Raw genomic sequence first — 15,341 nt, forward strand, 5'->3', positions numbered from 1 at the left:
GTCATCCCTGATCATGCCCTAAACCTCGCCTCTGCATAGTCCCGCTGGATCTGCTCGCGGAGGATATCCGCCTCGCGCTTCCGCAGATTGACCTCCTCGCGGTCTGCCTGGTAGTCAACGTCCGCCATCTCAGCCGCAACAGCGAGGTCACGTACCCGCTTAGCCCCCTGCGCTAGCTTCTCTGCCATCGATGCGGGCGTCCCGTCGGCTCTCAGGCGTGCCATCTCGCTCGCTAGCGCTGCCTTGTAGTCCGCCCGTGCCTCTGCTGCCCGTCGTCCCTCTACTCGCGCCCTACGGTTAGCCCCATACGCCTGGTTCATCGTGTCATTAAGGGCAGCCGATAGCTCGAAGCCGTCTACGTCGCTCATGCGAGCCTCCGATCTTGACCGCTGTAGACCACCGTCTGGCACATCTCGGATAGCCTGGAAACCATACGGCGGGCACTTGTCCCCTCCATGGCTTTCCCATAGTGCTCAATCAACCCAGCTGCCCCGTAGTTCGTCGTGACGATCGTTGGGAGGCACTTCGAGTAACGGGCATTGATGATCGATTGCACCCGTTCAACCGCCCAATCTGTCGCGCTCTCGCTGCCGAGATCATCGAGGACGGCAAGCCTGCACTTGCCCGTGATGACATCGAAGAGCTTCTCGCCGCTATGGCTGTAATGTCGGTATCCGTCCCGTATCTCGTCGAGCAGGTCGGGGACGTTGACGAAGACCAGAAGCCTGTACGTCTCGGGCTGACAGCGATTGAGCACAGAGCATGCATCGTGGGTCTTCCCCGTGCCGTACGAGCCTGTTAGCAGTAGCCCGCTCGGATTCTCACCGCGAAGGAAAGCCGCAGCGAAGTCTTGCACCTCTTGCCTTGCGTCCGAGAGTTTTGCATCCCGATAGCGCTGTGGCACGCTACCAACCGTATGCGCTCGTTGCATCTGCCATCACCTCCTTGCCGTGATTGGTCTTGCTTGGCGTGTCTCGTCGCGCCCAATTGCGGGCAGCGGCTTTCCAGTCTTTCATCGCGTTGCCATTCGATAGCCGCCACCCCTGGGCGGTGTAGTAGTCGCAGAACCGCTGGGAATCGATCGACAGGTCATTGCCCCGTGCGAAGTGATCAACTTCGTCCGTGGTGGGTGGGTGGAAGCGCGTTGCTTTGCACGCGCTAACACTCCCACTCCTACTCCTATTCCTATCCTTATCCTTCTCCTTATCCTTCTCCTTAAGCTTCGCGTCTGGCTTATCTAGGGTGCTTTCCGAGGTGCTTTCTTTATGGCTTTCTGGGTGGCTTAAAAGGTGGCTTTTAAGGGTGCTTTCTGGGTGGCTTTCTTGCGTGCTTGCAAGGGTGCTTTCCGAGGTGCTTTTAACCTTTGATCTGCCGCCTTTGCGCCCTGCTTGCTCAAGCCCGATTGACTTATCGATATTGGGCGAAATGAGTACCCATGCCATCTGCTCCATAGGGTCGTCAAAAAGAGGTTCAGCTCCCTCAAAGGCGTACGCCATGATTGCCATTACAAAGCCGCCCTGGCGCTCTTCTGGAAGCAATTTCGCGGCTTCGTAATAGCTTGAGAACATCGTCAATTTTTCAGGCATCACACACCTCCTCTGCCAGGCTGTAGCGCGTGACATTGCACTTCTCGCCATAGCGGTTGAATACCTGGACGGTCTCCTTGTTGATGCGCATGCCGTCCCTCTTCATGTCGCTGATCCTGCTGGCTAGGCGCATCACTCCCAGCTCCTCCATGGCCTCACGGCTCGTGATAGAGCCGTGGGCTTTCATGTATGCCTCTATGCGTAACTTCTGTATCTGCATAGCTGCCCCCTAGAATGGAATGTCTTCGTCGTACACGGACGCGCTGGCGTACTGTGGCGCCGTCTGAGGCTGCTGTGGGGGCTGTTGTGCTGTCTGTTGGTATGTGGGTGCGGGCTGCTGGTATGTGGGTGCGGGCTGCTGGTATTGCGGCTGCTGTGGGGCACCCTGTGCGCCCTCACGGGGTGAGAGGAACTGTATGTCGTTGATGATTACTTCCAACTTGCTGCGCTTCTCTCCGTTACGTTCCCACTGGCTCCAGTGGAGGCGGCCGTCAATGGCTACCTTGCTACCCTTGTGCAGATACCCGCTGATAGCCTGCGCACGGCTGCCAAATAGCGTGCACTCGACCCAATTCGGGCGGTCTTCCCACTCTCCGGTCTGCTGGTTCTTGACGCTATCAACAACGGCTACGCCGAAGCTCAATACTGCCGAGCCGCTCGCGGTTGTCCGAAGCTCAGGGTCGCGGCTCAGGTTTCCCGTGATAAATACGCGGTTAATGCTGCTCATGATTAAAACTCCTCTGTCGCACGGTTTTGGTTGTCGGGTGTCTCGTATGCCTCTGGTGCCTCATATACCTCTACAGGCACCTGCTGCGGCTCTTGGCTCGGTGGCATCTCGTCGCGGTCGTACACGCCGCCAAACTGCCCGGGGTATGCCTCTCGCAGCGCCTGGACAATGGCTACCTTGCGGATCATCGTCGCGGGCTTGCTCTTCCAGAGGCTCCGGTGTTGGTCGTACTCGTCCATCGTCACGGCTGCCTTGCTCGGGTGCTCGCGGTCTTTGACGTGTACCTTTGCCCAGCCTCCCAGGAGCTTCTCGCCGAGGGAGGGGAAGAACTCGCATCCCTCGCGCTTCTGGATTTGCCCCTGGCCATTGAGGACGGTCACGCCCGCCTCCATGCCATCGAAGCTGTCCTGGGCTGTGGCTGTACGGACGAAGTAGTCCTTACTCACGATCACGCTGCTGGATGTGTTCCCGTCCTTGCCCTGGTATACTGTCATGTACGCATCCCCGGCCAGGGGGTTCAAACCGCGCGCCTGACAGCGTGCCATGAAGGAGTAGATGTCCTTCTCTGATGCCAAGCCGTTACCGGATACGATGTACTTAGCAATTACTCCCGGAGTGAGGCGTACCTCCTGGCCGTCTGCTGCCGTGTACTCGACTTTCGCTATTTCTTGCGGCATTTCTTAGTCTCCTTTCTGAGATAAATATCGCCGTGGATCGTGTGTACCCCGATGTTCTCGTATCTCTTTGCGACCTGGTAAAACGTCTGATATACAGACCGCTGCTTCATCTTCTCGGGGCGGTGGCTCTTGTCTCCCTCGACGCGGGCGATCTCCATATCGCTCTCGGCGAATTTCTCTACCTGCTCACGCGCCCACTGACGCAGTGAGTTAGGGGCTTTCCGTCGTGGTATCTTGTCAACCTCCCTAAGCATCTACACCGCCTCCAAAATGCGCTTGTGGCCGTCTGTCGTACCGATACCGGTATCAGTGAGCCATCCCTTGAGCGCCTCACGCTCAGTCGGTGTGAGCCAGATCGTGAGCCGATACTTGATAGCGGGGTCAGGCTCTACCTCCTCGGCGTGCTGCACCGCCTTTGATACGGCGCTGTAGTCCGCCTCTGTGGTAGGTTCTGGCTCTGGCATGGGTTCGGGTATCTGTGCCTGTCGGTTAGCCTCTACCTCGGCGCGCATAGCCTCGATACGCTCCTGCTCCGCCTCTCGCGCGCTATTAAGTGAGATAGCTGCACCGAGATCTAAGGTGCGGAAGAACTCCGCCTCTGCCTCCTGGGCAAATTTCATTGAGGGAAGCTGTTTCTTAAGCGCCTCCCAATTAGCAGCGATCTCGTCTACCTTTGCGTATAACTCCTCGATAGCCTTTGGCAGCGATGGCGTTTTATTCAGCCATTTGGGGTCGAGCAGCTGCTCGAAGGTCACCACGGGGGCGAGGGCAGGGGCGTACTCGAGATACGCGTCCTCAATCTGCTCATACTTAGCAGCCTTACGCAGCCGTTCCTTCTCATTGACGGCACTAGCCAGCATGTCGGCTTTCTCGTGTGCCGGCGCAAGAAGGGTGTTGACGCGCTCCTCAAAAGCCTTGAGCGGCTCTGAGTAGGCTTTCTTTACGGCCTTACGTGCGCCGTCTACGTTCTTGATGATGCTATTCACATTTGCGCGTACAGCCTTGAGTTCCTTCTCTGGCATCTCTACCAGCGCCTCGAGTGTCATGCCCTCATATGGCTCCATGAGCTTATCGAGGGCGGTGGCCATCGCGTCGAAGTCGGCAGTGATTACTGCCGGGGAGAACTCGATAGCTGGCGCACCGTGCGCAACCTCGAATTTTTCAATTGCGGTCGTCTCTACGACTTCCGCTTTCAATTTCTCTGTCATTTCTCTCTCCTTTATGCGAGCGTGTCTAAAATCATCCAGGCGACTAGTAGCCCCGTTGGCACGCCAAACCAAAGGGCGATAAGTAAGTCCTCTTTGAGCGTGTTAGTCGCCATTTGCGCCGAGTTTTTCGTGAGGATTCTGTGAAGTCGGGTACTCTGACCAGGTAGTAGACATTTGCGCAGACAAATCGACGTAATCTCCACAATCTCGCTTTCGATCACGTAATTCTGCCTGCCGCGCCCGCCTCCACTCACGGCGCGCCGCTGCGTATGTCTCGCCGCTTTCGTTGTCCTTTGCATCCCTCTCGATCTCCTTTCGCTTCTCCCTGGCTTGCGCCGCTAGCTCTCTCATGTGGCACGCGGGGCATAGTCCGCTCCGCTTGATCTGCGTTGTCTTCCCCCCGCAGCGGGGACATATCTCATAGCGTCGGAAGGTCACGCCGATACGCTGCCCGTGGCGCTGTACCGCCTCCGGTGTGCGTCGTACGCCGAAGCGGCGGGCGAGGAGGCGGGTACATGCCTCTACGCCCTGATTCGCGCACTCTCGCAGCGCCTCGTCCTGCTCCGCGCTCCATCTCACACTTGTTCCTGTTCTTCCTCGAACCAGCGGCAGAAGACGGACCAGCGAATTTTTATGACGGGGCGCTTCTCACCGCTCTCGATATGGGGTAGGGGGTGGTATCCCTCCGCACGGTGACACGCGGCACGGATGTACTCCTGCGACACGCTGCCGTTTGTCATGGCAGCTATCACGCGTATTGTTTGCGGCTCCTCGAATTCCATCGCTACCCCTAAAAGATCGTTTGCGGGCGGTAGTCCCCGCGCTCACGGTCGTAGTGCATGAGCACCAGGGGCACGCCGTAGGCGGCACATGCAGCGATGACGGCAGCCAGGGCAGCGGTGAGACCCGTCACGTATACGACGAGTACGCTGTCGCCCCGATAGATTTCGTCGTCCGTGTATGAGGCGGCGTTAATTGCTCGCCCAGCTACACGGCTCACGCCGACTTCATCCGAGATGAACGCAGCTGCCTTGTCGTACATGCCGTCGAAGTTGAATACATCGACGATCTCGTCGAATATGTACGTATCGACTGGTAGCTCGTGACGACCACGTACGAGACCGGCTTTAATTGGCTGTTTCTTCTCTGCTAGACGCATGATTTCCTCCTCTATTTCGTGTCGAAGGCTGGAGCGCGGCAGAAGCTGTCGCTTTCGAGATCCCAGTACCAGCCAATGCCGTCAACGGTGAGAGACATGCAGATAAATGCGCAGGTGCTACCTGTATTCGTGTCGGAGTCGAAGCCGCATCGATCACGGATACGGTCTTTCAGTTCGTCGAAAGACATTCCTTGCGCTGCTTTGGTCTTGTTTTCGGTTAGTTCGCGGTTCATAGTGTCTCCTTTTCTTAATGTTTAAGTTTAAGCCATTTGGTAAAAATTTTTGAGGTGAAATCTAGTAATGCGGGTTCACTCCTTATTGCGCTTCGTTTTTTCACCTCATATTTAATGTTGAACTTAATATATATCATTAAAAGTTAAATGTAAACAATAATTTAGAATTTTTTTAATCTGTGATTTAATTATTTCGTCTGGGGGTGGTATTCATGGCTCAAGTCAGCCGATCGGTTTTCGGTAAAAATTTAAGAGCTTTCCGCGAAAGTCGGGGCATCACACAGCAACAAATAGCTGATGTGACAGACACAACAAACGTCACGGTTAACAAATGGGAAAACAGAGGAGTACAACCACGCAGGAAGATAGTTGACGATCTACTAGCATATTACTCGCTAGACGAAGACGACCTTCTTTCAGATGTCAGCGGTCTTTACGCCCAGATACACGGCCTCACCTCCGCGCCCGCGGGGGCTATAGCGGCCAAGAAGCCACGACGGGCATACGCGCCACTCCTGGGGCGTGTACATGCGGGGGAGGCGGTAGAGCCTGACATCCTCGATAGCGAGATACCGATCCCGTATGAGGTGTGGGAGCACCACCAGAGCGGCTATTTCCTCCAGGTCGAGGGGAGCTGCATGAATAGGGTATACCCAGAGGGGTGCTATGTATTTATCGACCCCGATATGACCCCGCAGGACGGATCTATCGCGGTATCGAGTATCGACGAGACGGATTATATTATGCGGCGGCTGCACATGGGCGCTACGACGATGATCCTCTCGCCTGAATCATTCGACGAGCAGTGGGAAGACTTGATTATTACGCGTGATAGTGGCAAGACGGTATCATTCCAGGGGGTTGTTGTCTGGTATCAGCCACAGGAAGAAATGAACTAGGGGATAGGGGTCTCAAGTTGAAAAAGGTAGTTCTATTAGCCGTTGCGGCGGCTTTATCCGTACTCGCTATTGCGTCATTCTCTGGCTGTGCTCTATCTGCGCTGTCTTCGCAGTCCAAGCCTGCGGATGTGGACGACGGTATGACCACAGTAGAACATGACGGGTATTCTTTTAAGTGCCCGTCAGACTGGGAGTGGGAGAAGTATACAGACGATTCGTTTGTCTGCCGCTTTACCGATGAAGAAAAAAGCGGGTTTATCTTTATACAAGAAGTTACCGCTAAATATGGTGACCCCAGCGGAGCTATTAGCCTAGATGAGATTTACGATACATGGCTAGCGGATGATAGTGAAAAAACCTATAAGGGGATAGAAGAGTTTAGCGTCGGTGGCTATGACTGGGTGAAAGCTATCGAGAAGAGAAATGACAAAAAAGGACAAATAGCCATCGGCTCAGTATCGTCGTCAAAATATCTCGTGATTGACTATGTTTATTACGATCAGCCAAAACATAAAGCCGACTTTGACAAGATGCTCGACAGTATAAAGCTGATATAAACGCCAGATAGAACAACGCTGTAAAACTTGTGTTGCCGATCGTGTATCAGGTAACAGATAGATGAATGGTGTAGAGAGCGGTATACAATGGCAGCGAGAAAAGTAAGCAAAAGAAACGGGGGCGGAAATGACGACTTTGGCGCTATTGACGATGCCCGGTCTAGACGGGTCGAAGAAGATCCGGAAGATGCGCGAGGAGAACGAGCGCAGCACGGAGACGATGCTGGCGCGCAGACGCTTAGCAGCGATGGTTCTCAATCTGGAGAACTCGCAGAAACGATCCTCTCAAAAATAGAGCAGCTGCCTCCCAATGATTTTATTGGGCTTATGCTCGCGGCTCAATCGAGTGAGTGGCATGGGCTTTTACCACCTCCCGATGACTACAATAAATACCCCGAAGACGCTAAGAGACGTATGCTCGCGTGGAATGACGCGCAAATTGTAGACGGGGCAAAGAGGAACGACAAGCTAGCTAACGCAGAGATAAAACAGGGCGCACGGGAGCAGTGGCTCTCGTTTATCCTTAATGCCCTTTTTATCTCGGCGGCGTTCTTTGCGTTTGTCATCACTGGTAATGCTGCATCGCTAAGTTTTCTCGCGGTGCCAGGCGTAACCGTCGCCGTGAATATCTACCGTAGAAAAGGGAAATAGCCGTGCGTTCAGCCCAGGGGTGTATCCGGGAGCTTAGCGGCGGTCGCCGTCGCGTAATGGTCGAAATGCCGCGCGACCCGATCACCGGTAAGCGTCGGCAGATAGCGCAGGTAAAAAGAGATGACCTTCAAAACTGTGAAAGTAGGAACATACGAGAAGTCTATCTCGGACTGTCCAGTCAAATCGCTATGTAAAGGCAGGAATCTCGCAATTGAAAGCTCTGTCAAAGAAGTACTTTTTGATCTGTCTGGGACAGACTTTTTCTCGATATCCTGCACGGCCGCGCTTGCCGAAGCGATTATGGCGTATCAAGGTCGTCAGCAGGTATCAGTCAGCGAACCACCGGGGTCTGTAGCAGATTATCTTTCTCGGATGAATTTCTATTCACTTGCGAGAATCGAGCACAATGAGTGCTTTTCTAGGCATGAACCACACGACAGGTTCATACCACTATGCGAGCTCTCGTATTCAAACGATCCTGGAAAGACAGCAGATCTGATGGAGTCTATGCTGAAGAAGAATATTGCGGACGTTGATGGATCGGTGACTAACCTTGCGAACTACGCTTTCGGCGAAATAATGGACAACGTGCTCCAGCATTCTGAAACGGCTGTGAGTGGATTAGCGGCTGCACAGTATTATCCAAAGCTAGGGTATGTAGAGCTCGTCGTAGCTGATGCGGGGCAGGGAATCGTTGCGAGCATGGCCGATAACATTTCCTATTCCGGTATGTCATCAGACGAGCTCATAGAGAAAGCATTCGAGGCAGAAGCCGGTCAATATATCGGTAAGACTAACTTTTCTGACGGCAAAGCATCAATGGGCATGGGACTCAATATAGCCTCTAAGTTTACGAGAGCGTTAAAAGGATATCTTTGGGTAGTTTCACGAGACAGTGCTGCAGTTATATCGAGCTGCGGATTCAAAAAGATTCCAGGCCTCTTCTATCCGGGAACGGTCGTGTGTATGAAGCTTCCGCTGCAGTCTAGTGCGAAGATCCTCGAATCTGAGATATTCGAGGGTGGCCGTAATGAGCCACTTCTCTGGTCTATCGAGGAAGGTGGATTTCACTGTAAGTCGGATATTATAGGAGACGATCATGTTCTTTGGTAATTGTTTGTGTGTTGGACGACTTGATGTGCATACAATGGGATTATTCGCATTGTCAAGCACCCCGCACGACGGTGCAATGAAAGGAGGCGGCTATGATTGTCAAGATGAACGGATTCGGGCATTCCCTAGTGAGCAGAGCAGCTGGGCGTGTCGCCTACAATCGTATAGTGTCTCTGCCTACATGGGGCACGGAAAAGACCGTATTCGACTTTTCTGGGGTTGGTTCCATTACGAATTCGTTTGCCGACGAGGTTTTTGGGCGGATGGCGTTCGAAATGGGCATGGAAGCCATGAGAAAGAAAACGTCATTCAAAGGGATCAATCCCTTCATGGCAAGAATTGTTCGTACAACAATAGATGCACGTGCAGATCAGAGCGAATTTTTGAAGACAACTGTATAGCGAGGACATTCTATCTTGCGAATCGCGTCGAGGAGCTGCTATGAGATCGTTTCATGGTGGCATAACGAAACTCGACAACGGTAGGTGGCAGGTTCGCGTAGAGTTTCCGCGTGATCGGATAACCGGCAAACGTAGGCAGATATCGAAGACCATAAGAGGAACGCGGCGTAAAGCTGAAAGAGTCAAGGCTGATATGCTTGCGGAAGCCGGGAAAGCCGATGTGACATGCGATGCGACCCTGCGCGAGTATGCCCTGGAAGAGTACTTGCCTTCCAAAGAGGCAGAATGTAAACAGAGCACAATAGATGGATACCGTTGTAGGCTTGAGAACCATGTGCTGCCCTACTTAGGCGATATAGCACTAGAAGATTTACGCACTGCCACAATTAGACGATGGCTCGATCGTCTAGATAAGTCTCAATCGGTCAAACGTGAAGCCTACAAGATACTCGATCAGGTGTGCAAGCATGCCATGTATCGTGACATGATGCAATCCAACCCATGCGACAGGATAAGGGTACCGAAGGTCAAACGCTACGAACCTGTAGTTCTCACTGCAGAACAGGCGATAGCTTACTTGGATCATTTCGAGGGTTCAAGTATTGAAATCGCAGTTCTACTAGCTCTCGGTTGCGGATTGAGACGCGGCGAGATTGCTGCCCTTAACGTAAGCGATATAAATTGGGAGACTGGCGCAGTCATTGTTGACGATTCGTATGTAACAACCTCCAAAGGGACGATTCGCAGCACAACAAAGAACGGCAGAGCTCGTACTGTTCATATGCCAGAATCACTCTTAGCAAGGCTGCACAAAATCGCCCCCAAGTCAGGTGCTCTACTCCAATGGGATGGCAGAAGATATAGACCGCATTCAATCACGGAAGCATATGAGCGCAAGATCCAATCACTTCCAGAAGGCTTGCCTAGAATTCCTCTGAAGAATCTTCGCCATACCTCTCTTACGCTTGCGTATGATTCAGGGGCGAGGATTACCGATGTGCGCGATCGCGCGGGTCATTCGTCGGAGGCAGTCACTGAACGATACTACGTAAGGCCAAAGATTTCACGTGATGCAGAGATAGCACAGGCGGTTGACTCTATGCTTTCTGAGCACTTCACAAAATTTCACAAGTGCACAGAATATGACTATATAGAAAGTGACTATAGTAATCACGAAATAGCCTAGAACTGCAAAGCTATTTAACAGGCTTCAATTGGTGGTATTTTTCACAACTCCTAAAGCAGGTGTCGACGGTTCGAATCCGCCCGGGGGAACCATGAAAATAGCAGGTCAGATGGTTATTCTGTCTGGCCTGTTTTTGTTGCTTGAGGGTGGGCGTGTGCCAAAATGTGCCAATGTGTGCCAAGTGCGCTATTATGCGTCACCACTATCATTCCCGTATGCGGGATTAGTGCTTCCTTATACGATCCTTTATATGGAATCATCGCGCTCTTATATGAGCGTTGTGATCCTTTGTCACTCACATACAACCGAAAACGGTCTCGTGCATAACCGAAATAATAGGGGATTACCCCGCCAATAGCCGATAAGTAAGGCGTATCTTACATTGCGTGCTATTATCAAAGTGAAATACGGAACGTTTCGAGCGAAACGTAGGAAACGATATGTCATTCACGATTGATCAGGCTCTGTCACAAAGCGAAATATTTAAAGGCCTCAGCAAAAGCCAATGGGAAACAGCGCTTGGTGAATTAGATGCGTATACGAAATCGTACAAGGCGGGCGACCTGCTAATCTGCATTGGCGATAGGATTAGCAAAGCGGGCATTGTTTTGCGGGGCCTTGCACGTATTGAGTTTTATGACGAGGCTGGATCGTCGTCCATCATTGCTGATGTAGGCGAAGGTACAAGCTTTGCTGAAGCAATTGCAGCGGGTGGTATTCCTAGCGTAGTGCAAGTGTCTGCTGTGTACGATACTGATGTGTTGTGGGTTGATGTAGGCAGATTGCTATCAGCCGATGCGGTTTCTCAAAGCCCTGTGGCAGCCACCATTTTGGTGAATGCGGTGCGCATGTTATCGCGCAAGAATATGCTATTGAATAAGAAAATGCAGATGATTGCCCAGAAGCGTCTACGCGATCGCATTAAACTGTATTTGCTTATGCAGCGGAGTGCGCGGGAAGAAGGTCGCGTTACTTTTTCATTCAATCGCAGCGATCTGGCGCGTTACTTTAGTTCGGACCGTTCGGCTTTATCGCGCGAATTAGCCCGCATGAGTTCGGAAGGCATCATTGCTCTTGACGATCGGGATATCATTCTTTTGAAAAGCGATTTTTTGGATCGTTAAGCCATAAGGTCGAGCGCATCTGGTAAATCACTCAACTCATTCAATCTAAAGAACTTCGCTTAGCTACCCTGTAAAGCTATAGTTGTCCATTTCTGTGTACGGGTCCATCTGCCTAAACGTAGCATGATAGCCATCCGCTAAAGCATATAATGAAAATAAAGCAAATGTATTGCACTTTGTACGCTAGGAGCAGGCGATGAAGAGCTACATGGAACTGGTTGATTCAAGCGCAAGTGAAACCGAGATACGGCGCCACTTAGTGGATGGCCAGCGTGTATCGGTAGCATTGCGTATTCCCGACACGCTGCGCGATGCAGCAAAGGAGGAAGCGGCACTTCGCGGCATGAGTTTCTCCGCTTTTGTGCGCACCTGCATGATCGAAGAGCTTGCAAAGAAAGGGGCATAATAGCTGTGCTAAACCTCCTGACCATGACCGTCCAACTTATCGACCGAGAGTCCGACGGGATCCGTATTTGTCGGGTTGAGGGTGAATCGCTTGTCACTGTAGTTGTTCCACGTGTAAAACTTTCAGAGGCAAAACATCTGCCAGATCTTCCACATCGTGGCATTTACTACTTGCTCGATGAAGATCATGGCGTACTGAACCGAGTATACACTGGCCAAACCACGCAAGGTCTCTTGCGTTTGGAGGCGCATAAAGCAAAGAAGGAATTCTGGAACAAGGCTGTCATGTTTCTTGATGATGACTACAACATCGATCGTGATGTTCTAGATTCACTTGAAGCTATGGCTATCGAATACGTCAGAAATCATGGCGATTACGAGACAGACAATACTGTTACGCCGACATCTAGGATTAATCCGTACAAGGAACGACGTGTCCAAGAGCTTCATGACAGTATTCTATTTCGTATGGAAGCATTGGGATATGACTTAAATCGAACTTACAGCGGGCCCTCAGTCGGTAGCGCAACATTTCACACCAAGAAGCTTGGCGTGAAAGCTATTGGCCGTTACGACAAAGAGACGGGCAAGTTCATTGTATTTGCAGGATCACAAATTGCATTGGACAAATCTATTATCAAAAATCGAATTGCTATTACAGTTCGTGCAGAGCAGTTTGGTGAAACTACCGAACGCACAACTTTAATCAACGATGTTGTCTTCCCGTCGCCCAGTGCTGCGGCAGTATTTGTACTGGGTGGAAGCCAAAACGGCTGGACCGAGTGGGTCGATGACAACGGCAATACCTTAAGCGATATTTACCGCACAGAGGAGAACTAACACATGAACAAACAACAGCTGGCCTCGAAGATCTGGGAATCAGCCAACAAGATGCGCTCGACCATTGAGGCAAGCCAGTACAAGGATTACATCTTAGGTTTTATTTTCTACAAGTTCTTGTCAGAGACCGAGGTAGCACGCTTAAAAGCTAAGGATTTTGCCGAGTCCGATCTACCAACCCTTACTGAGGACGATCCCGAAACAGTGGCATTTGTGCGGGGAGAGTGCGGTTACTTTATTGCCTATGACGATCTATTCCAAACTTGGATTGCAAAGGGTAAGGACTTTGAAATTGCTGACGTGCGCGATGCGCTTTCCGCTTTTGATCGTAATGTGAGTCCAGCTCATAAGAAAGTTTTTGAAAAAATCTTCGAAACCTTGCAGACAGGGCTTTCGAAGTTAGGAACTGATGCTCGTAGTCAGTCGAAAGCTGCTCGCGATCTTATCCAGCTCATCAAGGATATTCCTATGGACGGGCGCCAGGATTACGACGTGCTGGGCTACATCTATGAGTATCTTCTTGAAAAGTTCGCAACCAACGCGGGAAAGAAAGCCGGAGAGTTTTACACACCACATGAAGTGAGCCAGCTCATAAGTGAAATAGTCGCCTGGCATCTGCAGAGTCGTAGGCAAATTGAAATTTATGACCCTACTTCGGGCTCTGGTTCATTGCTTATTAACATCGGTAAAGCAGTCGCTCGTCGCAACGGTAACCCCGACAGTATTAAGTACTATGCGCAGGAATTGAAGGAGAATACTTACAACCTGACGCGTATGAACCTGGTTATGCGCGGCATTTTGCCGGATAACATTGCGGTACGTAACGGCGATACACTGGCAGATGACTGGCCCTGGTTTGACACGGTAGAAAACAAGGACGAGACCTACAAACCTCTATTCGTTGATGCCGTTGTTTCTAATCCGCCTTATTCTCAAGATTGGGATCCTGTCGATAAAGAAATCGATCCACGCTTCGAGTATGGTGTAGCGCCTAAATCAAAAGCTGACTACGCCTTTTTGCTGCATGATTTATATCATCTACGCAATGACGGCATTATGTGCATTGTCTTGCCTCATGGCGTGCTATTTCGCGGCGGCGAGGAAGGTTTGATACGCAGGAACCTCGTTGAGCACCGTCACATTCAGGCCATTATCGGCCTTCCCGCCAATATTTTCTTCGGTACGGGTATTCCTACCATCATCATGGTGCTGCGTAAGCAGCGTGCCGCAGGTGACGACAATGTTTTGGTAGTGGATGCAAGTAAGTATTTCATGAAAGAGGGTAAGAACAACAAGTTGCGTGCCAGCGATATCAAACGTATCGTTGATGCCGTTACCACTAATACAGATGTCGATAGCTTTAGCCGCTCGGTAACAATCGATGAGATTCGAAAGAATGATTACAACTTAAACATTCCGCGGTATGTCGATTCATCTGAAGCGCCCGAAGGTTGGGATGTTTTCGCTACGATGTTCGGCGGTGTGCCCGTTACAGAAGTGGATGCCCTTGACGAATATTGGACGGCCTGGCCCAGTTTGAAGGCACAGTTATTCACCGACAACGGTAGCTCGTGCCTTACGCCCACGGCGAGCAATGTTGCTGAAGTGATAGCCGCAAATACCGATGTAAAAAGCTTTATCACTAGATTCAATCAAGCTATAGAAGGTTTTCCGAAAGCCATGGAAAACAGTTTGGTGGTTGCTCCTGAAAGCGTTGATACTCTTGCAGAAGAAGATGTACTAGCCAGCCAAATTGGACATATGCTTGCAGAAGTGCCATTAGTTGATGGCTACGACGCTTACCAGGCACTCGATGATGCTTGGCGCGACATTTCGGTTGACTTGGAAATCATTCAGTCCGAGGGATTTAATGCAGTGCGCAAAGTTGATCCTAATATGGTTGTCAAGAAAAAAAGAGGTGAAGATATTGAAGTTCAGGATGGTTGGGCAGGACGTATTCTTCCTTTCGAGTTGGTGCAGAGACAGTTTTTAGCGGACAGCCTAGCCGAAGTATCCAGTGCTGAAGCGCGACTTTCAGATATCGGTCAGGAGATTTCCGAAATTATCGAAAATCTTGACGAGGAAGACAAGAATTCGACGGACGCCATAAACGAGGCAGGCGATGCTTTTGTTTCTGCCGATTTGAAGAAGGCCGTTAAAGCAATTGGCAAGAATCCGGAGTCTGATTTTGAGGCATCGTTGGTTTGCGCTCAGAATCTACTCGAAGAAGAGAAGATCCTAAAGAAACAAGTAAAGGCGCAACGTATTGATCTGCACGAAGCAACTAAAAAGGTACTAGAGGGTTTAGATGATAGTCAGTGCAGAGAGCTGTTGAAGCTGAAATGGATTAAACCCTTATTTGAAAAACTATCTGTTTTACCTGGTGCGACAGTTGATGATTTCGTATCGAAAATCCAAGCGCTCTATGCGAAGTATGAAACCACTTACGCTGATGTTTGCAGTCAGATAGAAACCGCCGAGCTCGAACTTTCAAGTATGCTCGATGATTTAACGGGCAATGAATTCGATATGGCTGGAATAGCGGAACTCAAAAAACTTTTAAGTGGTGAATAGC

General features: G+C 51.0%; 21 protein-coding genes. 10 read left to right on the forward strand and 11 right to left on the reverse strand.

What is annotated here, in order from left to right:
* Positions 1 to 11: 11 nt before the first annotated feature.
* From CCUR_RS01435 to CCUR_RS01490, 11 genes are all read right to left on the reverse strand, one after another.
* Positions 12 to 368: a hypothetical protein gene (locus CCUR_RS01435; RefSeq protein ID WP_012802706.1), complete on the reverse strand. Its 357-nt coding sequence runs from the start codon at positions 366 to 368 to the stop codon at positions 12 to 14.
* Positions 365 to 931, reverse strand: a complete 567-nt coding sequence (locus tag CCUR_RS07160) for an ATP-binding protein (RefSeq protein WP_012802707.1) — start codon at positions 929 to 931, stop codon at positions 365 to 367. The genes CCUR_RS01435 and CCUR_RS07160 overlap by 4 nt, the downstream gene beginning before the upstream one ends.
* A complete protein-coding gene (locus tag CCUR_RS01445) occupies positions 906 to 1,586 on the reverse strand; it encodes a DUF6291 domain-containing protein (RefSeq protein WP_012802708.1) in 681 nt (226 codons plus the stop codon). Before CCUR_RS01445 ends, CCUR_RS07160 begins: the two co-directional genes overlap by 26 nt.
* Positions 1,579 to 1,806, reverse strand: coding sequence for a helix-turn-helix domain-containing protein (locus CCUR_RS01450; RefSeq protein ID WP_012802709.1), 228 nt, complete (start codon positions 1,804 to 1,806; stop codon positions 1,579 to 1,581). Before CCUR_RS01450 ends, CCUR_RS01445 begins: the two co-directional genes overlap by 8 nt.
* 9 nt (positions 1,807 to 1,815) lie before the next feature.
* On the reverse strand, positions 1,816 to 2,313 hold the full coding sequence (locus tag CCUR_RS01455) for a single-stranded DNA-binding protein (protein WP_012802710.1): 498 nt from the start codon (positions 2,311 to 2,313) through the stop codon (positions 1,816 to 1,818).
* Positions 2,314 to 2,315: 2 nt separating this feature from the next.
* Positions 2,316 to 2,990, reverse strand: a complete 675-nt coding sequence (gene bet, locus CCUR_RS07165) for a phage recombination protein Bet (RefSeq protein WP_012802711.1) — start codon at positions 2,988 to 2,990, stop codon at positions 2,316 to 2,318.
* On the reverse strand, positions 2,975 to 3,244 hold the full coding sequence (locus CCUR_RS01465; RefSeq protein ID WP_012802712.1) for a hypothetical protein: 270 nt from the start codon (positions 3,242 to 3,244) through the stop codon (positions 2,975 to 2,977). The genes bet and CCUR_RS01465 overlap by 16 nt, the downstream gene beginning before the upstream one ends.
* The gene (locus tag CCUR_RS01470) at positions 3,245 to 4,198 is read right to left on the reverse strand and encodes a DUF1351 domain-containing protein (protein WP_012802713.1); all 954 of its coding nucleotides are present in this window, start codon (positions 4,196 to 4,198) and stop codon (positions 3,245 to 3,247) included.
* A 575-nt stretch (positions 4,199 to 4,773) separates the two neighbouring features.
* Positions 4,774 to 4,980, reverse strand: coding sequence for a hypothetical protein (locus tag CCUR_RS01480; RefSeq protein WP_012802715.1), 207 nt, complete (start codon positions 4,978 to 4,980; stop codon positions 4,774 to 4,776).
* An 8-nt stretch (positions 4,981 to 4,988) separates the two neighbouring features.
* A complete protein-coding gene (locus CCUR_RS01485; RefSeq protein WP_012802716.1) occupies positions 4,989 to 5,357 on the reverse strand; it encodes a hypothetical protein in 369 nt (122 codons plus the stop codon).
* Positions 5,358 to 5,368: 11 nt separating this feature from the next.
* Positions 5,369 to 5,590 (reverse strand): hypothetical protein, encoded by a 222-nt coding sequence (locus tag CCUR_RS01490; protein WP_012802717.1) that lies wholly within the window; start codon positions 5,588 to 5,590, stop codon positions 5,369 to 5,371.
* Positions 5,591 to 5,802: 212 nt separating this feature from the next.
* Here CCUR_RS01490 and CCUR_RS01495 point away from each other — a divergent pair, with 212 nt between their 5' ends.
* The 10 genes from CCUR_RS01495 to CCUR_RS01540 all read left to right on the forward strand — a co-directional run bounded on the left by CCUR_RS01495 (position 5,803) and on the right by CCUR_RS01540 (position 15,340).
* Entirely contained in the window at positions 5,803 to 6,489 is a 687-nt protein-coding gene (locus CCUR_RS01495; RefSeq protein WP_012802718.1) for a LexA family protein, read from the forward strand.
* Positions 6,490 to 6,506: 17 nt separating this feature from the next.
* Entirely contained in the window at positions 6,507 to 7,046 is a 540-nt protein-coding gene (locus CCUR_RS01500) for a hypothetical protein (protein ID WP_012802719.1), read from the forward strand.
* Positions 7,047 to 7,133: 87 nt separating this feature from the next.
* On the forward strand, positions 7,134 to 7,697 hold the full coding sequence (locus CCUR_RS01505; RefSeq protein WP_012802720.1) for a hypothetical protein: 564 nt from the start codon (positions 7,134 to 7,136) through the stop codon (positions 7,695 to 7,697).
* Positions 7,698 to 7,817: 120 nt separating this feature from the next.
* The gene (locus CCUR_RS01510; RefSeq protein ID WP_012802721.1) at positions 7,818 to 8,810 is read left to right on the forward strand and encodes an ATP-binding protein; all 993 of its coding nucleotides are present in this window, start codon (positions 7,818 to 7,820) and stop codon (positions 8,808 to 8,810) included.
* 92 nt (positions 8,811 to 8,902) lie between these two features.
* Entirely contained in the window at positions 8,903 to 9,211 is a 309-nt protein-coding gene (locus CCUR_RS01515; RefSeq protein WP_012802722.1) for an STAS-like domain-containing protein, read from the forward strand.
* Positions 9,212 to 9,251: 40 nt separating this feature from the next.
* On the forward strand, positions 9,252 to 10,397 hold the full coding sequence (locus tag CCUR_RS01520; RefSeq protein ID WP_012802723.1) for a site-specific integrase: 1,146 nt from the start codon (positions 9,252 to 9,254) through the stop codon (positions 10,395 to 10,397).
* Between the two features lie 440 nt (positions 10,398 to 10,837).
* Positions 10,838 to 11,521, forward strand: coding sequence for a Crp/Fnr family transcriptional regulator (locus tag CCUR_RS07170; RefSeq protein WP_012802724.1), 684 nt, complete (start codon positions 10,838 to 10,840; stop codon positions 11,519 to 11,521).
* A 196-nt stretch (positions 11,522 to 11,717) separates the two neighbouring features.
* Positions 11,718 to 11,927: a YlcI/YnfO family protein gene (locus CCUR_RS01530; protein WP_012802725.1), complete on the forward strand. Its 210-nt coding sequence runs from the start codon at positions 11,718 to 11,720 to the stop codon at positions 11,925 to 11,927.
* A 5-nt stretch (positions 11,928 to 11,932) separates the two neighbouring features.
* Positions 11,933 to 12,766, forward strand: coding sequence for a GIY-YIG nuclease family protein (locus tag CCUR_RS01535; protein WP_012802726.1), 834 nt, complete (start codon positions 11,933 to 11,935; stop codon positions 12,764 to 12,766).
* 3 nt (positions 12,767 to 12,769) lie between these two features.
* Positions 12,770 to 15,340: a type I restriction-modification system subunit M gene (locus CCUR_RS01540; RefSeq protein ID WP_012802727.1), complete on the forward strand. Its 2,571-nt coding sequence runs from the start codon at positions 12,770 to 12,772 to the stop codon at positions 15,338 to 15,340.
* Position 15,341 lies beyond the last annotated feature (1 nt).

It is taken from the genome of Cryptobacterium curtum DSM 15641 (assembly GCF_000023845.1).
Lineage (GTDB): Bacteria > Actinomycetota > Coriobacteriia > Coriobacteriales > Eggerthellaceae > Cryptobacterium > Cryptobacterium curtum.